General features: G+C 56.6%; 25 protein-coding genes. 18 read left to right on the forward strand and 7 right to left on the reverse strand.

Features of this window, described 5'->3' with window-relative positions:
- Positions 1-7: 7 nt before the first annotated feature.
- Positions 8-1,387, reverse strand: a complete 1,380-nt coding sequence (locus ACZ1G5_RS16695) for a M20/M25/M40 family metallo-hydrolase (protein WP_472733913.1) — start codon at positions 1,385-1,387, stop codon at positions 8-10.
- A gap of 279 nt (positions 1,388-1,666) precedes the next feature.
- Between ACZ1G5_RS16695 and hemA the strand changes: the two genes are divergently transcribed.
- The 3 genes from hemA (at position 1,667) to ispG (ending at position 5,405) form a co-directional block, all read left to right on the forward strand.
- Positions 1,667-2,890: a 5-aminolevulinate synthase gene (gene hemA / locus ACZ1G5_RS16700; RefSeq protein ID WP_472733914.1), complete on the forward strand. Its 1,224-nt coding sequence runs from the start codon at positions 1,667-1,669 to the stop codon at positions 2,888-2,890.
- A 115-nt stretch (positions 2,891-3,005) separates the two neighbouring features.
- Complete coding sequence (locus ACZ1G5_RS16705; RefSeq protein WP_472733915.1) at positions 3,006-4,199, forward strand: helix-turn-helix domain-containing protein; 1,194 nt, start codon at positions 3,006-3,008, stop codon at positions 4,197-4,199.
- An 81-nt stretch (positions 4,200-4,280) separates the two neighbouring features.
- On the forward strand, positions 4,281-5,405 hold the full coding sequence (gene ispG, locus ACZ1G5_RS16710) for a flavodoxin-dependent (E)-4-hydroxy-3-methylbut-2-enyl-diphosphate synthase (protein ID WP_472733916.1): 1,125 nt from the start codon (positions 4,281-4,283) through the stop codon (positions 5,403-5,405).
- A 103-nt stretch (positions 5,406-5,508) separates the two neighbouring features.
- On the opposite strand, the gene ACZ1G5_RS16715 is transcribed toward ispG, so the two are convergent.
- Both ACZ1G5_RS16715 and ACZ1G5_RS16720 read right to left on the reverse strand, forming a co-directional pair.
- Complete coding sequence (locus ACZ1G5_RS16715) at positions 5,509-6,213, reverse strand: hypothetical protein (RefSeq protein WP_472733917.1); 705 nt, start codon at positions 6,211-6,213, stop codon at positions 5,509-5,511.
- Positions 6,214-6,354: 141 nt separating this feature from the next.
- Complete coding sequence (locus ACZ1G5_RS16720; protein WP_472733918.1) at positions 6,355-7,644, reverse strand: ammonium transporter family protein; 1,290 nt, start codon at positions 7,642-7,644, stop codon at positions 6,355-6,357.
- 286 nt (positions 7,645-7,930) lie between these two features.
- Here ACZ1G5_RS16720 and ACZ1G5_RS16725 point away from each other — a divergent pair, with 286 nt between their 5' ends.
- Positions 7,931-8,419, forward strand: a complete 489-nt coding sequence (locus ACZ1G5_RS16725) for a twin-arginine translocation pathway signal (protein WP_472733919.1) — start codon at positions 7,931-7,933, stop codon at positions 8,417-8,419.
- A gap of 20 nt (positions 8,420-8,439) precedes the next feature.
- Positions 8,440-9,042 carry a ferric reductase-like transmembrane domain-containing protein gene (locus ACZ1G5_RS16730; RefSeq protein ID WP_472733920.1) on the forward strand — a complete coding sequence of 201 codons (603 nt, stop codon included), beginning with the start codon at positions 8,440-8,442 and terminating at the stop codon, positions 9,040-9,042.
- A 39-nt stretch (positions 9,043-9,081) separates the two neighbouring features.
- Here ACZ1G5_RS16730 and ACZ1G5_RS16735 read toward each other — a convergent pair whose 3' ends face one another.
- Positions 9,082-9,849 (reverse strand): MBL fold metallo-hydrolase, encoded by a 768-nt coding sequence (locus ACZ1G5_RS16735; RefSeq protein WP_472733921.1) that lies wholly within the window; start codon positions 9,847-9,849, stop codon positions 9,082-9,084.
- A gap of 142 nt (positions 9,850-9,991) precedes the next feature.
- Between ACZ1G5_RS16735 and ACZ1G5_RS16740 the strand changes: the two genes are divergently transcribed.
- The 5 genes from ACZ1G5_RS16740 (at position 9,992) to ACZ1G5_RS16760 (ending at position 15,062) form a co-directional block, all read left to right on the forward strand.
- Positions 9,992-11,137, forward strand: a complete 1,146-nt coding sequence (locus ACZ1G5_RS16740) for a pyridoxal phosphate-dependent aminotransferase (RefSeq protein ID WP_472734364.1) — start codon at positions 9,992-9,994, stop codon at positions 11,135-11,137.
- Positions 11,134-12,288 (forward strand): N-acetylmuramoyl-L-alanine amidase, encoded by a 1,155-nt coding sequence (locus ACZ1G5_RS16745; RefSeq protein ID WP_472733922.1) that lies wholly within the window; start codon positions 11,134-11,136, stop codon positions 12,286-12,288. Before ACZ1G5_RS16740 ends, ACZ1G5_RS16745 begins: the two co-directional genes overlap by 4 nt.
- Before the next feature lie 268 nt (positions 12,289-12,556).
- Positions 12,557-12,871 carry an ArsR/SmtB family transcription factor gene (locus tag ACZ1G5_RS16750; RefSeq protein WP_472733923.1) on the forward strand — a complete coding sequence of 105 codons (315 nt, stop codon included), beginning with the start codon at positions 12,557-12,559 and terminating at the stop codon, positions 12,869-12,871.
- A gap of 55 nt (positions 12,872-12,926) precedes the next feature.
- Complete coding sequence (locus tag ACZ1G5_RS16755; RefSeq protein WP_472733924.1) at positions 12,927-13,979, forward strand: permease; 1,053 nt, start codon at positions 12,927-12,929, stop codon at positions 13,977-13,979.
- Between the two features lie 90 nt (positions 13,980-14,069).
- Positions 14,070-15,062: a quinone oxidoreductase family protein gene (locus tag ACZ1G5_RS16760; protein WP_472733925.1), complete on the forward strand. Its 993-nt coding sequence runs from the start codon at positions 14,070-14,072 to the stop codon at positions 15,060-15,062.
- Between the two features lie 112 nt (positions 15,063-15,174).
- Here ACZ1G5_RS16760 and ACZ1G5_RS16765 read toward each other — a convergent pair whose 3' ends face one another.
- The 3 genes from ACZ1G5_RS16765 to ACZ1G5_RS16775 form a co-directional block, all read right to left on the reverse strand.
- Positions 15,175-15,339 (reverse strand): hypothetical protein, encoded by a 165-nt coding sequence (locus tag ACZ1G5_RS16765; protein WP_472733926.1) that lies wholly within the window; start codon positions 15,337-15,339, stop codon positions 15,175-15,177.
- A complete protein-coding gene (locus ACZ1G5_RS16770; RefSeq protein ID WP_472733927.1) occupies positions 15,324-15,452 on the reverse strand; it encodes a hypothetical protein in 129 nt (42 codons plus the stop codon). Before ACZ1G5_RS16770 ends, ACZ1G5_RS16765 begins: the two co-directional genes overlap by 16 nt.
- Positions 15,453-15,547: 95 nt before the next feature.
- Complete coding sequence (locus tag ACZ1G5_RS16775; protein ID WP_472733928.1) at positions 15,548-17,170, reverse strand: sigma 54-interacting transcriptional regulator; 1,623 nt, start codon at positions 17,168-17,170, stop codon at positions 15,548-15,550.
- Positions 17,171-17,362: 192 nt separating this feature from the next.
- On the opposite strand from ACZ1G5_RS16775, the gene ACZ1G5_RS16780 reads away from it, so the two are divergent.
- The 8 genes from ACZ1G5_RS16780 to ACZ1G5_RS16815 are packed head-to-tail and all read left to right on the forward strand — an operon-like array spanning position 17,363 to position 24,416.
- Complete coding sequence (locus ACZ1G5_RS16780; RefSeq protein ID WP_472733929.1) at positions 17,363-18,736, forward strand: CmpA/NrtA family ABC transporter substrate-binding protein; 1,374 nt, start codon at positions 17,363-17,365, stop codon at positions 18,734-18,736.
- Positions 18,733-19,569: a nitrate ABC transporter permease gene (gene ntrB / locus ACZ1G5_RS16785; protein WP_472733930.1), complete on the forward strand. Its 837-nt coding sequence runs from the start codon at positions 18,733-18,735 to the stop codon at positions 19,567-19,569. Before ACZ1G5_RS16780 ends, ntrB begins: the two co-directional genes overlap by 4 nt.
- Positions 19,570-19,578: 9 nt before the next feature.
- Entirely contained in the window at positions 19,579-20,469 is an 891-nt protein-coding gene (locus ACZ1G5_RS16790) for an ABC transporter ATP-binding protein (RefSeq protein WP_472733931.1), read from the forward strand.
- Positions 20,470-20,518: 49 nt separating this feature from the next.
- Positions 20,519-20,971, forward strand: a complete 453-nt coding sequence (gene cynS / locus ACZ1G5_RS16795; RefSeq protein WP_472733932.1) for a cyanase — start codon at positions 20,519-20,521, stop codon at positions 20,969-20,971.
- A complete protein-coding gene (locus ACZ1G5_RS16800; protein WP_472733933.1) occupies positions 20,952-21,797 on the forward strand; it encodes an ABC transporter ATP-binding protein in 846 nt (281 codons plus the stop codon). Before cynS ends, ACZ1G5_RS16800 begins: the two co-directional genes overlap by 20 nt.
- Complete coding sequence (locus ACZ1G5_RS16805; RefSeq protein WP_472733934.1) at positions 21,794-23,044, forward strand: ABC transporter substrate-binding protein; 1,251 nt, start codon at positions 21,794-21,796, stop codon at positions 23,042-23,044. Before ACZ1G5_RS16800 ends, ACZ1G5_RS16805 begins: the two co-directional genes overlap by 4 nt.
- Positions 23,041-23,889, forward strand: a complete 849-nt coding sequence (locus ACZ1G5_RS16810; RefSeq protein WP_472733935.1) for an ABC transporter permease — start codon at positions 23,041-23,043, stop codon at positions 23,887-23,889. The genes ACZ1G5_RS16805 and ACZ1G5_RS16810 overlap by 4 nt, the downstream gene beginning before the upstream one ends.
- Entirely contained in the window at positions 23,874-24,416 is a 543-nt protein-coding gene (locus ACZ1G5_RS16815) for an OsmC family protein (RefSeq protein ID WP_472733936.1), read from the forward strand. Before ACZ1G5_RS16810 ends, ACZ1G5_RS16815 begins: the two co-directional genes overlap by 16 nt.
- Positions 24,417-24,442: the final 26 nt, after the last annotated feature.

Here is a 24,442-nt window from a genome sequence, read left to right on the forward strand (position 1 = left end):
TTCAGGCTTAGCGTTGTCCCGTCATTGCATCCAAAATTCGCGCCCAGCTTCTGATCCCTTTGTGGAACGACGACAGGTCGTATTTTTCGTTGGGGGAGTGGATTGCGTCGTCGTCTTTGCCAAAGCCGATCAGCATCGCGTCCATATCCAAGATATCCTTGAAATGCCCCGCAATCGGGATGGACCCGCCGCAGCCCACATAGGCCGCCGCGTTGGGCCATTCGTCCGATAGTGCTTTGCGCGCTTGGTCGAAGGCGGGGTGCGTTGTCGTCATTTGACCCGCCGCACTCGCCCCGTGGTCGCTGAATGCCACCGTGCAATCGGCGGGTAGCATGTCTTGTACCATTTTGCGGAAACTCTCGCGGATTTTGAGCGGGTCCTGCGCGCCGACCAGCCGGAAGCTGATTTTGGCAGAGGCCTCGGACGGCAATACCGTTTTGAAACCGTCGCCGGTGTAGCCAGACCACATGCCGTTCACTTCGCAGGTGGGTCGCGACCAGATCATTTCCAGCGGGCGGCGTCCGCGTTCGCCTGCGGGTTCCGATAGACCGACTTCGCCCAAGAAATGCTTTTCGTCGAATTTGAGGTCGTCCCATGCGGCGGCCAGTTCGTTTGAGAGTTCGGGCACCCCATCGTAAAAGCCCGGCACGGTGATCCGTCCGTCCTCGTCATGCAAAGCCGCAATGATGCGCGCCAGCACCCGTGCGGGGTTCATGGCCAGCCCGCCGTACATGCCGGAGTGCAAATCTTTGTCAGGTCCCGTGATCGTTAGTTCTTCGCCCAAAAGCCCGCGCAGTTGTGTGATGATCGCAGGCGTGCTGTCGCCGTAGAGCCCGGTGTCGCAGATCAACGCGATATCGGCAGTCAGTTCTTCGCGGTTTTCTTCCATGAAGGGGGTGAGAGAAGGAGAGCCGGATTCCTCTTCACCCTCAAAGAAGATCGTGATGTTGCCGGGCAGGGTGCCATGTTCTGCTTTCCATGCGCGGCAGGCCTCGACAAAGGTCATCAGCTGCCCTTTGTCGTCAGACGATCCGCGCCCACGGATGACCTTGCCTTTGGCTGTGTTTTCGATTTGCGGATCAAACGGGTCGCGGTCCCAAAGTTCAATCGGATCAATGGGTTGCACGTCGTAGTGCCCGTAAAACAGGATGTGCGGCCCGTCGCCACCGGTATGTGCGACCACCATCGGGTGGCCGGGTGTTGGCCGTTTGGATGCCGCGAACCCAATGGATTGCAGGTCTGCCACCAGCCAATCGGCGGCCGTATCACAATCACCTTTATACGCCGGATCGGTCGAGATCGACGGGATGCGCAGCAATTCCAGCAGCCGGTCTGTCGCGGCGGGCAGGTCGGCGTCGATGCGGGCGAGGACGGGATCAAGGGTCATTGGGGCGGCCTTTTGGATGATGGATTTGCGCGCAGCGTTGTCTCAATTTCGAGAGAGGTCAATGGGCGGGATCGCTGCAAGCGGTGATCGTCCGGGATAAAACGCGCGGTGCTTGATGCAAATCAATGAAGCCTTCAGATCAAGCAGCCATGAATGTTGAAACGGGAGTGACACTTTGTAGCGTCTTGTCGGAGGCTCCAGCGCTCTATATGAGGTTTAGAACGATTCAAAGCACACCACGACATGTGTGTTTTGTAGCGAAGTAAGAGGACGAACGACGTGGACTATAGCGCCCAGTTGGATACTGCAATTGAACGTTTGCACGAAGAAGGCCGGTACCGGACTTTCATAGATATCGAACGCAAGCGCGGCCAGTTTCCGCATGCCACATGGCGCAAACCCGACGGGTCCGAAGCGCCTGTTACGGTGTGGTGTGGCAATGACTATCTGGGCATGGGTCAGCATCCTGTCGTTCTGGCCGCGATGCACGAGGCAATCGAAGCGACCGGTGCGGGGTCTGGGGGGACGCGCAATATTTCTGGTACAACGGTTTATCACAAGCGCCTTGAGGCGGAACTGGCTGATTTGCACCGCAAGGAAGCCGCGCTGCTGTTCACCTCGGCCTATATCGCCAATGACGCCACGCTGAGCACGCTGCCCAAGTTGTTTCCCGGTTTGATTATCTATTCCGATGCCCTGAACCACGCCTCTATGATCGAGGGTGTGCGCCGCAATGGTGGTGCCAAGCGGATTTTCCGCCACAATGATCTGGCGCATCTGCGCGCGCTTTTGGAAGCTGATGATCCTGATGCGCCCAAAGTGATCGCGTTTGAGTCGATCTATTCGATGGACGGTGATTTCGCCCCGATTGCAGAAATCTGTGATCTTGCTGAAGAATTTGGCGCGCTGACTTATATCGACGAGGTGCATGCCGTTGGCATGTATGGCGCGCGTGGTGCGGGCGTTGCCGAGCGCGATGGTCTGATGGGCCGTATCGACATAATCAATGGGACTTTGGCAAAAGCCTATGGCGTGATGGGTGGCTACATCGCGGCAAGTGCCAAAATGTGTGATGCGATAAGGTCTTATGCACCGGGCTTTATCTTTACGACGTCACTGCCCCCTGCGGTAGCTGCGGGTGCTGCGGCCTCTGTCGCGCATTTGAAGACGGATCAATCACTGCGCGAACGTCATCAGACCCAGGCAAAAATCCTGAAACTGCGCCTGAAGGGCATGGGTTTACCAATTATTGACCACGGCAGTCATATTGTACCGTTGATTGTGGGCGATCCTGTCCATACCAAAAAACTGTCAGATATGTTGCTTTCGGAATTTGGCATTTACGTGCAGCCGATCAATTTTCCGACCGTTCCGCGCGGGACAGAGCGCTTGCGCTTTACACCGTCACCGGTACATGGGCCGCGTGAGATGGATGCATTGGTTGGCGCTTTGGATGGATTATGGTCACATTGTGCGCTAAATCGCGCTGAACTCGCAGGTTAACATTATATACACCTGTGCATAACTTTGCCGGACGTGTTATTTAAAGCCTAGGCGCCTGTATTGTTTCGATTCGTTGCAAGCATGCGCTTAGGGGCATTGAGCGACGGGACAGTCGATGATCGGGAAGACCTTCAAGCGCACTGACGCATCGGAGGACGTTCAAACCGGGGGGTTTGACGCCTACGATCTACGTTTGGGCGATTTGATGCGCGGAGAGCGTGCAACAATGGGCAAAAGCCTATTGGATGTGCAGCGCGAGCTGAAGATCAAAGCGGCCTATATTGCCGCGATTGAAAATGCCGATCCTTCTGCATTTGATACGCCGGGGTTTATTGCTGGTTACGTGCGATCCTATGCCCGCTACCTTGGCATGAACCCGGATGAAGCTTTTGCGACCTTTTGCGAGGAAAGCGGTTTCGTCACGGCGCACGGCATGTCGGCCGAAGCTTCGTCACTCAAGGGTAAAAGCTTTGATGCTGTCGACACACCCTTGGGCAAAGATATTTTTTCATCGTCTGCCACACCTTTCATTCCCGCAGGCGAGGCCGTGTTTTCCGCTGTGGAGCCGCGCGCGATCGGATCCGTCATGGTCCTTGTCGCTTTGATTTCTGCCTTGGGATATGGCGGATGGACCGTGTTGCAGGAAGTGCAGAAGGTACAGTTTGCGCCGGTCGACCAGACACCGGTCGTTTTGTCCGATCTTGATCCTTTGGCCGGGGCCACAAATGCGATCCAGACCAATGATGTGCTTGCTGATTTCCAGGCGCCAAATGCGCAGGCGCTTGACCGGCTCTATCGTCCGCAGGCGCTGGACGTCCCGGTTTTGGTTGCGCGCGATGCGCCCATCTCGACGTTGAGCCCTGGCACGATTGGGGCGTTGGTCCCCGATGCGGGCGTGCCTGCTGCGCCAGAGCTGACTATTGCAAACGCTGATTTGCCGTCTCCACCGGCGATCCAGGTGGTGGAACCTGATGTTCCAGAATTGCAGCTGGTTGCGGTGCGTCCGGCGTGGGTGCGGGTGCGCTCTGCTGATGGGACTGTCATCTTTGAAGGTGTCATGGAACCGGGCCAGAACTTTGTTGTGCCGGCGACCGAAGAGCCTGCAACGCTACGTGTGGGCGAAAGCGGTGCGATGTATTTTGCCGTCAACGGTGTGCACTACGGGCCTGTCGGACCTTCGGGTGTTGTGACCTCGAACGTGGCTTTGACCGCACAAAGCCTGACAGAGACCTATACCGTGGCCGATTTGACGGCCGACACCGACCTTGCAGAGATCGTCAATGTGGCTGAGGTCGCGGTAGACGAATAACCGCAGTTGCTGATGCTTGCTGATGCAGGTTTCGCGGCTTAGGTTGGGCGCAACTGATTGGCAGACGAAAGCCCGAACCTCATGTCCTTGAATCATATCCGCCCCTGGCGCAATATTTACCGTCGCAAGTCGCGCCAGATTATGGTGGGTAGTGTGCCGGTTGGGGGTGATGCGCCGATTTCGGTGCAGACCATGACCAACACGCTGACCACGGATGTGAAGGCGACCATTGCGCAGGTCAACGCAGCCGCAGAGGCCGGTGCTGACATCGTTCGCATTTCCGTTCCCGATGAGGCGTCGAGTGCTGCACTCAAGCAAATCGTGCCTGAAGTTGCTGTTCCCATCGTGGCCGACATCCATTTTCACTACAAACGTGGGATCGAGGCGGCCGAGGCGGGCGCATCCTGTTTGCGCATCAATCCCGGCAACATCGGTGACGAGAAGCGTGTGAAGGAAGTGATCAAAGCGGCCCGCGACCACAATTGTTCAATCCGCATCGGCGTGAATGCCGGGTCACTTGAAAAGCACCTGCTGGATAAATATGGCGAGCCTTGCCCTGATGCGATGGTGGAAAGTGGCCTGAATCACATCAAGATCCTGCAGGACAATGATTTCCACGAATTCAAGATTTCATGCAAAGCGTCGGACGTGTTTATGGCGGCCGCGGCCTATCAGCAATTGGCAGAGGCGACGGACGCGCCGATCCATCTTGGCATTACCGAGGCGGGTGGTTTGATCAGCGGGACCGTCAAATCGGCCATTGGCATGGGCAATCTGTTGTGGATGGGGATCGGCGATACGATCCGTGTGTCCCTGTCTGCGGATCCTGTGGAAGAAGTGAAGATGGGATTTGAGATCCTCAAATCCCTTGGGCTGCGTCACCGCGGCGTCAATATTATTTCCTGCCCGTCCTGCGCCCGTCAGGGGTTTGATGTCATCAAAACTGTCGAGACGTTGGAAAAGCGGCTGGAACATATCAAGACCCCAATGTCCCTGTCGATCATTGGTTGCGTCGTGAATGGTCCGGGTGAGGCGCTGATGACGGATGTGGGCTTTACCGGCGGTGGTGCGGGTTCTGGGATGGTCTATTTGGCAGGCAAGCAGAGCCATAAGCAATCCAACGCGGATATGGTCGATCATATCGTTGAGCAGGTCGAAAAGAAGGCGGCGGAGCTGGAAGCCCAGAAAGATGTTGCGGCAGAGTAGGGGCCACCGCCCAAAACGCGCCTGATACCGATCGCGAGGGCTAAGGCGCCCCGTCAAGATCGTGTCCAGACGGGGTGAGGTGCGCTACATCAGCGGATGTCGATCAGCCGTGGCAGGCTTCGGCGAAGGCGTCAAAGGCCCCCCAAATTTCGGCACTTGCCTGGCTTCGCTGTGGATGAACCAGAACAAAGTCAAATTCTGCACCTTCGCGCGCGGGGAGTTGGGCGACAACTTCGTTGGCGTAGACGTCAATCGTTGTCCGGGGTGATCGGGGCTCAAAGTTATCCAATGAAGAATCGATGGCCGCCCCCCCACGCATGGCGGCCGTTGCGCCGCGGTCCATGAAACCTTTTGACAAGGGCACCTGCCCACCTTGTCCTTGGACCGTTTGATCATATTGCAGTTTTGATGTGTCAAACTGCGCGCTGATCAGGTCAATGGTCGAGACGTTGCGGCGGCTGATGTGGAAGTAGTTGTTGAAATACAGGATGTGGATATTGCAATCCGCCCCTGCGATCAGCAATCCCGACTCCTCATCCTGATACTGAGCCACTGCGCGCAGCGCATCTAAGGCTTGCGTGATGGCTTCGGAGTTGTCCTGTCCGGGTTCGGATTGTTCTTCCAGCAGTTTGGACAACGCGCTGAAACAGGAGATCTGTGCCGCGGGGTCGTCCGTGATGCTTTGGCAATTTTCCGTCAAGGTCGACAGGGAATATTCCTCTCCGTCAACATTTATTAGCTGATCAGCATGCACGCCGGTCGCCATGATACCCAGCGACATTGCAAACCCACACATCCGCATATTCATTTACTGTACTCCGAAACGAGATCGCCGCACTTTTGGCAACTCTCTCACTGATAACTCACTACATACTTGGCAAACTGTCGTCTGCCGTGACGACCAGGGCAAATCAACCTGAGTTGCCTTGGTCAGAATTCATGCCGGACATTAGTTGTCCAGAACAAATTCGCTTTTGTCCATCCCATACGCCTCTTTCGCAGAGGTCACACGGATGCCGATTGTCTCTTTCAGGGCGATCCAAACCAGACTTGTTGTGACGCCAACATAGGCCATGATGATCAAGACCGAAGAGAGTTGACCAACGACCGACGCGTCTGGGTTTGTGAAGCCCGCCGCGATGGTCCCCCAAGTGCCACAGAACAGGTGGACCGGGATCGCGCCGACAACATCATCAATTTTGAAATAGTCCAGCAGCTGCATCGCCCAGTACAAGATCAGGCCACCGCCCATACCAACGGCGAATGCCCAGAAGGGAGATGGGAAAAGAGGCTCTGCCGTGATTGCAACCAAGCCGCCAAGTGCGCCGTTGAGCATCATAGACAGATCGAAGCGGAATTCGCGGAGGTAAGACAGCCCCGCAGCGACGATCACGCCACCTGCAGCGGACAGGTTGGTATTGAGGAAGATGCGCGACACGTTCGCGGCGTCCCCGTCAGTGGAGAAGCTGAGATAAGAGCCTGCGTTGAAGCCATACCAGCCCATCCACAGGATCAGCGTACCAACAGTTGCGATTGGCAAAGAGTAGTTCCCGAGGGTCATTTTCTTGCCGTCGACAAAGCGGCCTTCGCGTGAGCCGAGAAACAGCACACCCGTCAGCGCGGCAACGCCGCCAGTGACGTGAACAACCGAACTGCCGGCCAAATCTCTGAAACCAAGGTCAGACGCCAGAAAGCCACCACCCCATGTCCAGGAGGCCTGAATAGGGTAGATGACGGCTGTCATCGCAGCGGTGAAGATGAAGAATGGCAACAGCTTCACACGTTCGGCAACGGCACCGGACACAATCGACGCAACGGCGACGCAGAACATTGATTGAAAGAAGATGTCAGCGGCGCCCGCGTGCCCGCGGCCGATGAAATCCGACCGCCCATCAGCGACATCCATCACTTCGATGGCACCTTCAAAACCCAGAACCCCGGGCAGGATCCAGCTTCCGTTTGGGAACATGAAGCCGTAACCGCTGAGGATAAATGCGGTTGACGCGATGGCAAAAATACCAATGTTTTTAGCGCATTGTGCGACGACGTTCTTTTCGCGGACAAACCCTGCTTCAAGCATCGCAAAACCTGCCGTCATCCACATAACAAGGACGCCGCAGAACACGATGAACAGCGTATTCATCACAAAGGGTGAGACCCCAGACGACGCCTGCTGTGCTTGCGCAGGCCCCGCAATCAAGGCGGCAAGCAATGCCGCTCCAACTACTCTTTTTATCATTTTGTACTCTCTACTTTCCAGATACTGATTAACACTCAAGTTTTCACTTAGCTGAAATTTCGGGCAGAATTATGACCAACACTGCTTAATACTTATGCGAAATGGAAACGATTTATTTCTTAGATGTGCCGATATCACGATCATTTGTGTCGGTGGCCCAGACAGATTGCCCAGTGTATATTGGGGCGACGTCGCGAAAGCGCTATACTGCAATATGTATAGCAGGTCTTGCCGACGAAAGTAACGGCGTTCTGCGGCGGTTTGCAGACTGATGGGAGACACGCGCATGATCTCGAGATTTTTGACACGTCGGACACTTCTGGCCTCAAGCGGGTCTGCCGCCCTTGTTGCACCATTTGGTTTGGTTGCGCCGGCGCAGGCGCAGACACTCGCACCAACGCCGACGATGCGCGGCGGTGCCAATAATTACCGCCCCGGTGCGCCGATTGTTGAGCGTATTGGGGGCGGAGGATTCTGGATGACAGGCACTGTCCGCCGCGCGGGCGATGGTGCGCCGCTGCCAGGGCAACGCATTCAGATTTGGGCGCATACGACCGAGGGGCATGAACGCGATGCGCACAGTCACGGCGCGACGCTTACGGACGACAATGGTGTGTTTCGGCTTGAGATGCCGCAGATCGTTCCCGCCTTTGGACAACCTCACGGGCATCTTGCCTATGACGATGACGCGTTTGAGTCCGTGTTCCTGCGTCCGGTGATGGCAAGTGCCAATGATACGAGTCTCGAAGCGCATTTTGTTTTGCAGCCTTCATAGCCCTGAGAACTCCGTCGCAAATGAGCCGGACACGTATGGCCCTGATATGGACAATGCTCGCCCTGGTGGCCGTTGTCCCGCTTGTGCTGGCGGCTATCAGTCCTTTGTTGGCTTGGCGTGAGCCCATCTATATTGTAGCCGGCTTTGCCGGTATTATTGCAATGGTGCTGATGTCGTTTCAGCCCTTGCTGGCCATGGGTTCCGTGCCGGGTATCGAGCGCACCAAAGGTCGCCACATGCACAGACTTGTCGGGTTCGCACTGGTTCTTTTGGTGATCGTGCATGTTGCGGCGCTTTGGATGACCAGTCCGCCCGATGTGGTCGATGCACTTCTTTTTGTGTCACCGACGCCATTTTCGCTTTGGGGTGTAATTGCCATGTGGGCAGTGTTTGCATCGGCAGCCTTGGCAGTGCTGCGTTACCGGTTGCGTTGGCGTGTGTGGCGCATGGCGCATTTGGTGTTGGCTGTTGTGATCGTGGTAGGCACCGTTGTTCATGCCGTTCTGATCGAAGGCACAATGGAAACGATGTCAAAATTTGTGCTCTGTGGGGTCTTGCTTGGCGCAACTTTGTTTGCGCTTTTGCGCCTGCGTGGCAGAGCACCGATCGCACGTGGGCGCTAAATTGCGCCGCCCCATGCTGATCGGTTATCCCTTTCGACCTTAGCCGTACCAGGCCCCCATCTTCACTTCGATGTCGCCTTCGACCATCGCTGCAAATTCTGCGGGGTCTTGTGTGCCATTGTCGCGCCCGCGGTAGTGGTAGGGGTAGACGTAAGTTGGTGCAAATTCAGCAACTGCTGATGCCGCTGCTGCTGCGTCCATCGTGAAGGGCAGGTTCATGCAAACAAAGGCCAGATCGATGTTTTCGAGGGCGCGCATTTCGGGAATATCTTCGGTGTCACCAGAAATATAGACCCGCAGCCCATCCACGGTCACGACATATCCGTTGTCGCGCCCTTCTGGGTGGAAGTTCAAACGCTCTTGGGTCAAATTATAGGCTGGGATCGCCTCGATCGAGACGCCGCCGGCATTTGCCGTTTCGCCATTTGCGATCGCGCTCGCTACGGCCTGCATGTCAGCAGGCAGCATGTCATAGACGCCGGGATTTGTGATCATGATCGTGTTTTCGCCCATGATCCCGGCAAGGGTACCGGCATTAAAGTGATCGCCATGTTCATGGGTGATCAGGATCATGTCTGCGGGCGGCATGTCGCTGTACATGTCCGCTTCGCCAACCGGATCCACATATATGGTTCCAGCCGGGGTCTGCATGACGAATGACGCGTGATTTTTTGGTGTGACGATCACCTCGCCTGTGTCAGACGCGAAGGCGTCAGCGCCGTGCCCAGCGGCACTGAGTTTGTACGGCAGCAGTGTGATGCCTGATACGGCGGCGGCATTGGTAAGAAACTTGCGGCGGGTCTGCATCTGAATACTCCTGAGCTGTTGATGGCCTTGTTAGCACAGCTAGTGCGGCATTGCGTCGCGTCCAATCACGAAGGAGCCGCGCTTGCCCATTGACGCTCTGCGGTGCGATGGGCAAACAGATGGCAAATCAAAAGGGCAGGCGATGCGTTTATCGAACCGAGGTGATGTAGATCCGTTCATTGTCATGGACGTGATGGAAGCCGCCCGCAAGGCAGAGGCGGCTGGCCGTCACATCATCCACATGGAAGTGGGCCAGCCCGGTACCGGCGCGCCTGAGGCCGCGAAGGCCAAACTGATCGCCGATATGGCGGACCCTTTGGGCTATACCGTTGCTTTGGGCCTGCCAGAGCTGAAAGAGCGGATCGCGCAGCATTATGCGGACTGGTACGGGGTCACGCTTGATCCCGCGCGTGTCGTTATCACAAGCGGGGCGTCAGGCGCGTTTTTGTTGGCATTTTCAGCCCTGTTCGACAATGACGCGCGGGTCGGGTTGGGGACGCCGTGCTATCCATCCTACCGCCAGATATTGCGTGCTGTTGGTCTGAGCCCTGTGGATATCCCCACTTCATTGGCCCAGCGGTTCCAGCCTTTGCCTGCTGATGTTGCCACACATCGTTTGGATGGCCTGATTGTGGCCTCACCTGCGAACCCCACAGGCACGATGCTGGACCGCGAAGGTCTGGCCGCGTTAGCGGCGGCCTGTCAGGCGCAGGGGGCGGCGTTGATCTCGGATGAGATTTATCATGGGATTGACTATGACGCACCGCCGGTGAGTGCGCTGCAGGTCACTGATGATGTCTATGTTGTGAACTCTTTCTCAAAGTATTTCTCGATGACGGGATGGCGTGTGGGGTGGATGATAGTGCCTGAAGATCACGTGCGACAGGTCGAACGGTTGGCCCAGAATATGTTTATCTGCGCGCCGCACGCGGCCCAGCGGTTGGCATTGCACGCGATGGATTGCGGCGATGAGTTGGAGACCAACAAGCGTGTCTACAAAGCCAACCGTGACTTGATGATTGCGGGGCTGAAGGCCGCTGGCCTGACCCGGTTTGCCCCGCCGGATGGTGCGTTTTACGTCTATGTGGATGTGTCGGCCTATACGGATGACGCGCTGGGTTTTGCCGCCGAAATCCTTGAGCATGCGGGTGTCGCTGTGACCCCCGGTCTTGATTTTGATGCAACGCGCGGTCACCACTGGCTGCGGTTTTCATATGCGCGTTCCATTGCGGACATCACCGAAGGGTTGGACCGATTGGCTCGCTTTATGCAGGACCGTCAGGTATGATCCGTTGGGTGTTGGCATTTATTTTTACCGCCACTCTGGCCGCAGCCCAGGTGTCGGTTGATCCAGATCGCACGGCCGTCCGCGACGGTTGGTGGACGCTGGAAGTGGATGTCGGGCTCAGCCAGATTACACCTTACCGGGTGTTTGCGCTTGATGAGCCGCGCCGTTTGGTTGTGGATTTCGAAGGCGTGACCTTCGGTGCGATTGAGCCGCAGAATATTCTGTCCGGTGATCGCGCGACGGACGTACGTGTTGGTCCGTTGCGCCCCGGATGGTCGCGGATGGTGATTGATCTGGCGGAGCCCTTGGTGGTGGCGCAGGCAGGCATGGTCGCCGCCCCCGAAGGTGCCGATCTGAGCATTGTGCTGGAGCGTACAACCGCCGAAGAGTTCGCGGCCAGTGCCGGCGCGCCACCTGATCCGGGCTGGGAGATTGTAACGGGGTTTGATCCGCGCGAAGCCGCCCGATTGTCGGAGAGCGAGGACTTTGTCGTTGTCATTGATCCGGGTCACGGCGGTATTGATCCCGGAGCCAACCAAGGTGGGATCAAAGAGGCCGATCTGATGTTGGTGATGGCCGCTGAAACGGCTGTTCTGCTCAATAATTTGGACGGGGTGCGTGCCGTATTGACGCGTGACGCGGATACCTTTGTGCCGCTCTCTGCGCGGATGACGATTGCGCGGCAAGTTGGGGCGGATTTGTTTATCTCGCTCCATGCGGATGCTTTGGAAGAAGATGAAGCGCAGGGCGCATCGGTTTACACCCTGTCCGAAGGTGGGGGTTCGGCGGCTGCGCGCCGGATTGTTGAACGCCATGAACGCGGTGATTTGCTTGCCGGTGTCGATCTGAACGCGGCCGGTGATCGCGTGGCGACGGCACTGATGGATTTGGCGCGGGCGGAGACGGGCCCAGCGGGCCGTCGGTTTGCCGATGCTCTGGTGGCATCAATGCGCGCCGAGGGTGTGCGTTTGAATGTGCGACCGCGCAGGGAGGGACAGTTTGCGGTCCTGACGGCTGCGGATTTTCCAAGTGTGTTGATCGAGGTCGGGTTTTTGTCGAACGCCCAAGATCGGGCTGTTTTGGCGACGGGAGAGGGCCGTGCGCAGATCGCGCGAGCAATCCGGGACACTGTCGCGCTATTGGCCCGATAGGGGAAATGCGGGTTATTTTTTGCGGTGATGAGCAGCGGTGTGAAATCTATGGGGCGCCGCGCGCAGCGGTGATGATCCGGCCCAACGCTTGTTTGGGAAGCAAATAGGCACTTCGTCTCACGTTCGGCGCACGTTTGCTTTGTTGGTCAAACCGCGTCATATGAAGCGTCGTTTGAGACAGCTTGCTCATACCCCTTTAGATTAGGACTGACTTCAGCGAAACCAATGGGGTCTTGATAATAACTATATATCTAGTTATGTAGATGGAATGAATGATTCTGCTAAAACCACTTATGCGCTCGCCGCCCTGGGTCACGAAGCCCGCCTTGATGTGTTTCGCCTGCTGGTACGAGCAGGGAATGACGGGATGATCATTGGGGACATTGCTGCCCATACGGGTTTACCGTTATCGACGCTTTCGCATCACCTTCGTGCACTTGTGTCCGCGGACCTTGTATCTCAAGAACGCAGGGGGCGAGAGGTGGTAAACCGCGCGGATTTCGCAGCCATGACTGCGGCCCTGTCTTTTTTAACCGCTGAGTGTTGTATGGGGGTGTCTCTCGTTCGAAGTGATGCGGCATGACAGACGTTCACCCTTTCTTTTGACCTAAAATAACTACAAAACTGGATATGTAGACATGACGGATACAACACAATCTCCAATCTGGCGGGGAACAACGCTTGCCCGTAGCCTTTGGTCTGACCACCGTGTTTGGCTCTTCACAGCCGTTATTTTGGTTGCTTTAACTCTCTTTGATCCGGCGCAGGGCATGGCCAGCCTTGGCTTCACAACGCGGGCGCTCTTGGGGACGAGTCCATATCTTCTTCTGTCAATCGGGGTTGCCGCATATGCGAGCGCGACAGGCGCCGATGGCCTGATCGCACGGGCGTTTGCCGGGGCACCTGCATTGATGATCCTGGTTGCGGCAGCGGTCGGTGGCTTGTCACCATTTTGTTCGTGCGGGGTCATTCCTTTGATTGCCGCGCTTTTGGCGATGCGTGTTCCGCTGTCGGCGGTCATGGCATTTTGGCTCGCCTCACCGGTGATCGACCCATCTATGTTCGCCTTGACCGTCGGAGTGCTTGGCTATGAGTTCGCAATTGCAAAGACGATTGCGGCCATCGGATTGGGGGTCATGGGGGGCTATGTGACGCTGGCGCTCACTCGGTTCGGGGCATTCGCCGATCCGTTGCGCGATGGTGTTGGCAATGGCGGCTGTGGTGCCTCCAACATTCGCGATCCAAAGCCACCGGTGTGGGTGTTTTGGCGTGAGGACGCCCGGCGCGCAAAATTCATGCGCGAGTCCGTCTCAACGACACTTTTCCTTGCCAAGTGGCTGACGCTGGCCTTTGTGCTGGAATCCCTGATGATCGCCTTTGTACCTGCCGATTTTGTCGCCCAGGCGGTTGGCGGAAATGGCGTCGGCTCGATCTTGACGGCCACTTTGGTTGGCGTACCGGCATATTTGAACGGCTATGCGGCGCTTCCGTTGGTTTCTGGTCTCGTGGAACAGGGAATGGCACCGGGTGCGGGTTTGGCATTCCTCGTTGCAGGCGGGGTTACGTCATTGCCTGCAGCTATCGCTGTCTGGGCGCTCGCCAAGCGTTCCGTATTCGTCTTGTATGTTGCGCTTGCCCTGTCGGGATCACTTGCCTCGGGCCTGTTGTTTCAAACGTGGGTCGGATCCTGAGCGACGCCACCGGATCCGCCGTCTGATTGGTTTTGGATGGCGTATCCACATGCACGGCTATGCGGCCATCTTAACCAAAAGGAAAACCCGATGAGCCAAACAACAAGAGCGTTCCGATACCAAACACATGGCGGCCCAGACGTCCTTCAGTTTCAATCGACGGAGCTAGACCCGCCGGGACCGGATGACATTCAGCTACGACACACAGCGATAGGCGTGAATTTCCTCGACATTTATCAACGCCGTGGCGCTGATCCATCCCTTAAGCTCCCGTCTGCCATCGGCGTTGAAGGCGTCGGTATCGTCGAAGCTGTCGGCGTGCACAGCACAACATTCACTGCTGGAGACCGCGTTGCTTATGTCGGAGGTCCGCCGGGTGCTTACGCGCTCAAAAGAAACATTCCAGTGTCTCGGGTGGTCAAACTACCCGACACGATAGACGACCACACAGCTGCTGCACTGATTTTCAAAGGAATGACTGCTGAGTATCTGATCCATCGATGCTTTGCGGTTCAATCAGAACACGTTGTTGTCGTCCATGCGGCAGCTGGCGGCGTTGGTTCCATTGCTTGCCAGTGGCTTCAAGCCCTTGGTGCAATGGTCGTTGGGGTCGTCGGATCTGAGAACAAAATTGAGCAAGCGCAGGGAAATGGATGCAATCATGTACTGCTTTCCAACGATCCTGCATTAAGTTCAAAGGTGCATGCGCTTTCTGGTGGCGCGCATGTGGTCTACGATTCCGTTGGTCAGCATACCTTTGAGGCGTCTTTGGATTGCTTGCGACCGCGTGGCACCCTCGTCAGCTTTGGAGCATCGTCGGGTCCTCCTCCCAAGGTCAATGTTGGCGATCTGGCTCGTCGTGGATCGCTCTATCTGACCCGTCCTTCCATTGCGCATTACACGTCGGACCCAACCGAGTATCAGCGCGGTGTAGAACGCCTGTTCAAAGCAGTCGCTGTTGGCTTGATCAAGAAGCCACAAACGACTGTCATGAAACTATCTGATGCCCAGCGGGCGCACGAGCTAGTTGAGGGCCGCAAGACGATTGGTTCAACCATTCTTGTCCCTGATGCATCTGACTAGAACGCGCTGACAACTTGGGAGACACTTTTATTTCGGACAGGTTGGGTTCAGCCTTTGACGCCTCATCAATCGACATCCGTGATACTGGTCAGCCGGACACTCGGGCGCTGTTTTAGGCTGGCCATGACGCGATGGATGAGACCATTGCTGGTCCAGCCCCCTTGAAGTTCGCAATCAGTGGACTGTGTGAGGCAGACCACTGCCCGAATGCAGAGCCATATTGCGGCGCAGTTCCGGTTGCGGGGAAAACCGACAGGCCGGTTAAGCGGCGTTCCATTCACTTTCGGCGATGTTTAAGGCTTTCAGGCGTGAATAGACCGTTGTGGCGGGAAGTCCGAGAAGCTTTGCGGCCCCGCGCACGCCAGAAACCTTTCCCCCCGCGCGGCGCATACAGCGTATCAAGTTCTCTCGTTCAAGCGCTTTCAGGTCTTGCTGGGTCAATATCGCATCAGAGGAGGTTGTCGTGGCGTTCTGGAACTCAAAACTCAGCTTGCCCCCCGCGAAAGGATCGCGGCCCGTTCAATGACATTGTTCAATTCGCGAAGATTGCCGGGCCAATTATGCTGTTGCAATGCACTGACGTTGGCTTTGGACAATTTGACCGCAGGTAGCTTCAGCCGCTTTATCGCGTCATCCAGAAAATACTGGGCAAGATGAGGGATGTCCTGCGGGCGATCTTTGAGTGGTTCGCAACGCATCGGAAAGACGTTGAGCGCAAAGAACAGGTCTTGGCGGAACCGCCCGGCCTGAACCTCTGCGGCGAGGTCGCGGGTTGTGGTCGAGATGATCCGAAGAGAGACATCAACGGGCCGGTCATCGCCGATGCGGCGATAGCTGCCACTGTGGATAACGTCCAAAAGCTGTGCCTGAAAGTCGCGCGGCAGGTCGCTGACCTCATCCAGATGCAGGGTGCCTTTGGCAGCCAAAGCAATTTTCCCAACCGTGTCGCGCATGGCGCCTGGAAATGCGCCCTTGCGGTAGCCGAAAAAGTCCTGAGCGATGTGATTAGCGGATAGGTCCGAGCAATTGACGCGGATCAGGGGACGCTTTTGCCGGGCACTTCCTTCGTGCACAGCCTCTACCACCAGCGTTTTACCAGAGCCTGCCGGGCCAGAGACCAGAACATTGGTCTGCGTGTCAGCCACCAGTGCGATCTGCGCTTCGAGGTTGCGCGTGGGTGGTGAGGTCCCGATCAGCCCTGATCGTGACCGTGCGCCCTGAATTTCGGTGAGTAGATAGGCGTTTTCCTGCTCCAGCTCGCCTCTTAGTTTTTCCACTTCCGCGAGCGCTTCGCGGAGCTTCTTTTCATTCTCGCGACGCTCGGTGACATCACGAAAGATGATCACCGCACCAGCAAGCACCCCATGATCATAAATTGGCGTTGAGACATATTCGACCAGAATTGGCCGACCATCCTTGCGCCAAAAGGCATCATCATCCACCCGCATCGTCTTGTCGCGCCGGAACGTGTCGTAGATGGGGCAGGTGTGCGAAGGGAAGTGCGAGCCATCAAGATGGGTGTGGTGGATAATCTCATGCAGATTGCGTCCGATCAGATCATCCGCTTCCCAGCCCAACATCTCTTGTGCAGCGCGGTTCATGAATGTCGCTTTGCCTTCGGCGTTGATCCCGTAGATCCCTTCGCCAGCTGCTTCGAGGATCAGGTGATTGTTGGCTTCAAGCTCTTTGAAGAAACCGTAGATCCGTTGCCAATGCAGCAACCCTTCGCGGTGGTGGGCCTGTTCTTCGTAAAATGCGTTGCGGGCGCTCTGGGTGTCGAGATCAAGAAAGGAGAGCATGATCTGGTCACTGTCCGGCACCCGCGTCCCGAAGGTTTGCAGCCGCAATGATGCACCGGCTTCGGTGTGAAATTCCAAAAAGGCATCAATATAGCGCCCATAGTGCTGCACGGCTTCCAGAAATACAGCGAAGTCGGGCGCGGGGCTGGTCAGGATGTCCGCAATATCACGCCGGGTGAGTGCGGCTTGGCCGAAAAGCTTTTCCGCTTGTTCATTCCAGTCGCATAGCTGGCCTGAGCCAAGCGTTATCTGCAAGGCGGGCAAAGGGTTGGATGCGATGTGCAGGCGGGCGGTCGCAAACGGAATCATAATCCCTTGTAACTGATCCGCACGCGTTCACACGAATACGGAAAGTCGTAAATTACGATTTTCCGTAAGTGGCGCTGAAAAAATATGCAACATTTACAGAAGGTTATTAAAATTAAGGCAGTGTCAACGCCCCCTACATCCGGACGCTGCGATGCGGCAACCTTGTCGTCAGCGACAACAGGGGTGAAGTAAATGACAATCAAAAGCCTAGGAAACCCATTTTCGAAAGATAGCGATTTGCGCCATGGCGCGGGGTGTCCCTGTGAGCCGTGTCAGACTGCGAAGCGCGAACAAGCCGGGGCACCGATGTCGCGCGAGGACATGCTGGAGACTGCTGTTGAAAGTGCAATCGTCCGTGCGATCTTTGGCCATAGCGATGTCGGTCGCCGGTCCTTTATGGGAATGGTTGGTGGTACGACCGCAGCGGCTGCGTTGGCGTCTGTTTTCCCGCTGGATCAGGCCAAAGCCGCAGTCCTTGATGATCTTGGACCACCCGAGAAGACCGATCTGAACATCGGGTTTGTGCCGATCACATGTGCCACCCCAATCATCATGGCGCGGCCGCTGGGTTTTTACGAACGCTATGGATTGAACGCGCAGGTGATCAAAACTGCGGGTTGGGCCGTCGCCCGGGACAAATCTCTCTCTGGTGAATATGATGCATCTCACATGCTGACGCCCATGCCGCTTGCAATGACGCTGGGGGCAGGGTCTGTGGCCGAACCCTACATTATGCCCGCCGTTGAGAACATCAACGGGCAGGCGATTGTTTTGTCCAACGAACACCTCGACAAGCGCGACCCGAAGCAGTGGAAAGGCTTCACTTTCGGTGTGCCGTTTGAATATTCGATGCACAACTTTTTGCTGCGCTACTATGTAGCGGAATTTGGTCTCGACCCGGATGTCGATATCCAGATCCGCGTGGTTCCACCGCCTGAGATGGTCGCCAATCTGCGTGCTGGTAACCTTGACGGGTATCTTTCGCCGGATCCTTTCAATCAGCGTGCCGTCTATGAGGGCATCGGTTTCATTCATATTCTGACAAAAGAGATCTGGGAAGGTCATCCATGCTGTGCATTTGCTGCGCCATTGTCTTTCGCGACCGAATTGCCAAATACCTACGGCGCGCTTCTTAAGTCGATTATTGATGCGACGGCTTATGCCTCTGCTGCCGAGAACAGGGTGGAAATCGCCGAAGCGATCTCTCCGACCAACTATCTCAATCAGCCGGTGACCGTTGTGCAGCAAGTGCTCACCGGGACCTATGCTGATGGTTTGGGTGAGGTGCAGCGCGTGCCTGACCGTATCGATTTCGATCCTTTCCCCTGGCACTCTATGGGGGTGTGGATCCTGACGCAGATGAAGCGTTGGGGCTATCTTGAGGGGGATGTGGATTATAAGGCCGTGGCCGAGCAGGTCTACCTTGCCTCGGATGCGCGCAAAGTCATGACCGATCTGGGCTATGATGCGCCCGAGACCTCTTACAAGTCACATGTCATTATGGGTAAGACCTTTGATCCGGAGACGCCGGAGGCTTACGTCGATAGCTTTGCGATCAAGCAATGATGACAGGTCTGTCCGAAACCCAAAGGGCCGCTATCCTGTCGGTGTTGATCCTTGTGATTGGCTGCTTGATCTGGGAGGCGGTCATTCCGGCGCAAAAAGCCGCCGGGGAACTGACGGAATACGAATTGCTGACCGGTGGGGGGCAGCCGAAGGCGGGTGTGCCCCCACCAAGCCAGGTCCTTGCCAAAGCATGGGAGCAGTTGTCGAACCCGTTCTATGATGCAGGTCCCAATGATAAGGGCATCGGCATTCAGATCGGTTATTCGATTTACCGGGTTCTGACGGGCTATGCGCTTGCCGCATTGATTGCCATACCTCTTGGTTTTTTGATTGGCATGTCTTCGGTCGCTTACAAAACATTAAATCCCTTCATTCAGGTTTTGCGTCCTATCTCGCCCCTTGCGTGGATGCCGCTTGCCTTGTTCATCATCCAAGACAGCGAGGCGAGTGCGATTTTCGTGATCTTTATCTGCTCGATCTGGCCGATGCTTCTGAACACGGCGTTCGGCGTCGCGGCCGTACGCGAAGACTGGGTCAATGTGGCCCGCACACACGAGTTGGGTGCGCTGAAAACAGCGTTCACTGTGATCTTGCCTGCCGCCGCCCCAACAATTGTAACTGGCATGCGCATTTCCATCGGGATTGCATGGCTTGTGATCGTTGCGGCAGAGATGCTCGTCGGGGGGACTGGCATTGGCTACTACGTCTGGAACGAGTGGAACAACCTCGATCTGACCTCGGTGATCTTCTCTATCCTCATGATCGGCGTCGTGGGCATGCTGTTGGACTCAATGTTCGGCCTGCTGCAACGCGCCGTTGCCTACGAAGAATAGGGGACCGGAATGTCGACACCATTTCTAAGTATCGAATTGCTGACACAGCGTTATCCCGACGGGGCCGGCGGCGCGTTCACCGTCTTTGAAAATGCGAGTTTCGGGATCGAGAAGGGTGAGTTTGTCTGCATTCTTGGACATTCTGGCTGCGGCAAATCCACGATTATGAACATCCTCGCAGGGCTGTCAGATCCAACCTCTGGTGTGGTCAAGATGGACGGGTTTGCGGTGTCTGGCCCGTCGCTTGATCGGGGGGTGGTGTTTCAGAACTATTCTTTGCTGCCATGGCTCACCGCTTTGAAAAACGTCACATTCGGCGTTGCCGCGCGTTTCCCGGATTGGCGCAAGGACCGCGTGATTGAGCATTCCACCAGCTTTTTGGCAAAGGTTGGGTTGGAGGGCGATGCGATCCACCGAAAGCCAAGTCAGCTGTCTGGTGGGATGCGCCAGCGGGTTTCGATCGCGCGCGCCTTCGCCAATGAGCCAAAATTGCTGTTACTGGATGAACCTTTCGGTGCGCTTGATGCACTGACGCGCGGCACGATCCAAGACGAGTTGATCAAAGTGTGGAGCGGGACCGATCAAACGGTGTTCATGATCACCCATGACATTGATGAGGCGATCCTTCTGGCCGACCGCATCCTGCTGATGACCAACGGCCCGATGGCGCACGTTGCCGAAAGTGTCGAGATCACAATTCCACGTCCGCGCCACAGGACGCGCATTGTGGAGCATCCCAACTATTACGCGATCCGTAACCATCTGGTGCAGTTCCTGGGCCAGCGTTCTGCCGAGATGGCGGGGCAGGAAAACAGCGCAAGACGCCCGATTTCAGTTCGGATCGACAACATGGCACCAGACAAAAGCACTGACGATACCGCGCCGTTGCGCGCGGTCTAACCGGGGGCTGCCCCGAAGATGAAAAGACACGACAGAAAGGACAAAGTCGATGACTGAGATGCTCACCAAAGAGGATGTGACCGCAATGATCCTGTCGGCCAAGAGGACGGCCGGCATGACCTGGGAAGAGATCGCCGGGAAAATCGATATGTCACCTGTCTGGACCCACTCTGCGGCGATGGGCATGAATGCCTTTCCGCCCGAAAAGGCGGCCTTGATGACAAAGGTCATGGGACTGCCACAAGAGGCCGAAAGCGTCTTGGCGGAAAGCCCGACCAAGATTTGGGCGCAGGCCGTTCCGACAGACCCTTGTATCTACCGTTTTTACGAAATCGTCGGTGTATATGGCCCGACGCTGAAGGATCTCATCCAAGAGAAATTTGGCGACGGCATCATGTCAGCGATTGACTTCGATATGTCCATAACGCGTGTCGAGAACCCAAAGGGTGATCGGGTCAAGGTCGAGATGTCTGGCAAATTTCTTGGCTATAACAGCTGGTAGTCACCCGATGTATCCGCGTCCACCTGATCCTAGAGATGCACAACCCGCGCCGGCTTTGGCGCAGGCGGATTTGCGCATCGCCGGTGTTTGCCACACCTACAAGGCCGGCGACGGACCGGTGCTCTGTGGCATTGATCTGGACGTGGAGCCCGGTGAGGTTTTGGCCCTGATCGGACGGTCGGGATCGGGCAAGTCGACCCTGCTGCATATTATTGCCGGGCTGATCACGCCAAGCGCGGGCGCCGTGCATATCCGCGGGACGCGGGTCAACGGCCCAAGCCCAAGATGGGTGATGATGTTTCAGGCACCATCGCTTTTCCCATGGATGAGTGTGGCGCAGAATGCAGGGCTTGGCCTGCGCTATGCTGGCCAAGACAATGCAGCGCGAGTCGCTGAAGTGCTTGATTTGGTTGATCTTGCCGCCTTTGCGGACCGGAATGTGCAGGATCTGTCCGGCGGGCAGCAACAGCGCGTGGCACTGGCCCGTTCGCTGGCCCCCAGCCCGGAACTGCTGTTGCTTGACGAGCCGTTTTCAGCGCTCGACATGTTCACGCGCCAAGCCATGCAAACTGATGTGCGCGCCATTGCAAAGCGGCTTGGCCTGACCTTGGTTTTGGTGACGCATGATGTCTCGGAGGCTGTGCTGATGGCCGACCGGGCGGTGTTTTTAAAGTCCGGGTCGGGCGTAATTGAGGCGGATACCGTTATCGCACTTGGCGCTGACCAACGCCATGCGGCAGCGCCGGAATTCCACGCTGAGCTGGCGCGTCTCAACGACATATACACAGGCCTTCAGCGGCCGGATCACATAGGGGCCATCACATGACACAGGACAGTCAGGATCTACACGCCGCATGTTGCGGACATGACGGCGTTGACGCGCTGGACCACGACAAAAGACGCACGTTGGATACACTGGCAAGGGGCGGCCTGGCGGCAATGTTGGCCGGCAGCCTGCCGCAAATGGCGCAGGCGCAAGATGATGATGTTGTGCGTATTGGATACCTTCCGATCACGGACGCCACGCCGCTTTTGGTGGCTCATGCCAAAGGCTTTTTCGCCGATGAAGGTCTTGACGCCGAACGCCCCACACTGATCCGGGGCTGGGCACCGTTGATTGAGGGGTTTACGTCGAACAAGTTCAACCTTGTGCATTTTCTCAAGCCGATCCCGGTTTGGATGCGTTACAACAATGACTTTCCCGTAAAAATAATGGCTTGGGCGCATACCAATGGCTCGGCTCTGGTTGTTGGCGGACATACTGACATTGCTGATTTTTCAGGGCTTGGTGGCAAGCAAGTAGCGGTGCCGTTTTGGTACTCGATGCACAACATCGTTCTGCAATATGCGCTGCGTGCCTCGGGCATCAAACCGGTGATCAAACCACAAGGTGCGCCACTTGCAGCGGATGAGTGCAATCTTCAAGTTTTGCCGCCTCCGGATATGCCGCCGGCGCTCGCGGCGCGAAAGGTTGATGCCTATATCGTCGCAGAGCCGTTCAATGCTTTGGGCGAACTGCGTGCGGGCGCGCGGATGCTGCGTTTTACCGGTGACATCTGGAAGAACCACCCCTGTTGTGTGGTCTGCATGAATGAGCAGGTCACAACGGCAAAGCCCGAATGGACACAAAAGGTCATGAACGCAGTCGTAAAGGGTGCGATTTATGCCAGCCAGAATAAGGTGGAGGTCGCAGCTCTTCTGTCTAAAGACGGTGAGGGGTATCTGCCCGCGCCGGAGCAGGTCGTCACCCGGGCGATGACGCTTTATGAGCAGGATCAGGGCTATCTCGACAGTGGTGCAATCCAGAATCAGGCCGAATTTCAGAACGGCCGTATCGACTTTCAGCCATGGCCCTATCCAAGCGCCACGCGTCTTATCGTTGAGGCAATGACCGAGACGGTTGTCTCTGGCGATACAACTTTTCTGGCGGGGCTTGATCCCGATTTCGTCGCCGAAGATCTGGTTGATTATACCTTCGTCAAAAACGCCTTGGACGCAAACCCAAGCTGGCTGAACGATCCGTCCGTCAACCCCGGCGATCCCTTTGTGCGCGAGGAGGTGTTGAAGCTATGACCGCCCAAGCCGATCCTGTCAGCGCGTTCCCGGCGTTTTCCTTTGGTCGCTTTCGCGGTCTTTTAAACGCGGTGGTGGGTATGGGGCTGCTGCTGTCGCTGTGGTGGATCGGCGGCAGACTGGTGGCGAACAGTCCAGATTTGTTTGCGTTCTCGAGCTTTGCACCCGGCCCGACGCTGATGCGCCTTTGGGACATGATCGGTTCTGGCGAGGTGCTCGAGATGGCGGGTCCGTCGCTTTACCGTGTTGGGCTGGGTATGTTGATTGCCGCTGTCATTGGCGTGCCAATGGGCATTCTGGTTGGTCGCGTCGCGCACCTGCGTGAGATTACAAATATTCCCTTTCAGTTTCTGCGCATGATCTCACCTCTGAGTTGGATGCCAATTGCCGTTATGGCGTTTGACACATGGGATGGCGCGATCGTTTTCCTGATTGCTGTCGCGGCGGTCTGGCCCATTCTGTTTGCGACCGCCGCAGGTGTGCGACGCATTGATCCTGCCTGGATCAAGGTGGCGCGCAATCTGGGGGCCAGCCGCCGCCATATGCTGCAAACCGTGATTTTACCTGCGGTCGCTACGGATATTCTGACCGGGGTGCGTCTGGCGCTTGGGGTGGCGTGGGTCGTGCTGGTGCCGGCTGAATATCTGGGTGTCACCTCTGGGCTGGGCTACGCGATCAACGATGCGCGCGACACGCTGGACTACGACCGGCTGTCGGCCACTGTCGTGGTGATTGGCGTGATCGGCTTTGCGCTCGATCTCTATCTGCCAGAAGGCGATCAGTCGCCTCAACTGGACCCGTTCAACCTGACATCAATGGAGGAAACCAAATGTCTGAACCTGTAACCGCAATGACTGGCTGCCTTGCGCCAATCGACAAAGAGGGGCTCAATTCGCTGATCGAGACCGGCAAGGCCAACCCAGAGGTCATCAAGACGCTCAAGTGTAAAACCGTAGCCGAGGGCAAGTTTCGTCACGCCAACTATATCCGCAATCTGGAGCCCTACATCGTCGACGAGCCACCAGGTCTTTTGGGCGATGACACTGCGCCAAATCCGTCAGAGGCCTCTTTGGCCGCATTGGGCAGCTGCGTTGCTGTCGGCCTGCATGCCAACGCAGTTCACAAGGGGCTGACCGTTACCAAGCTTGAATTGCAGCTGGAAGGCGACCTTAACATCACCGCCGTTTGGGGCACAGGCGACCTGAACGACGCCAAGCCAATTGGTTTCACAGATGTCCGCATCAAGGTCGATATGGCGTGTGAAGATACGGCCCAATCAGAGATCGACGCGCTTGTCGCCCATGTCATCAAATATTCGCCGGTGTTCAACACCTTCTCGCGCCCGGTGAACATGGTTGCCGAAAGCGTCTGACCCATATCAAGCATAAGGACATCGCA

Source organism: Yoonia sp. JB2-21, from assembly GCF_055693545.1.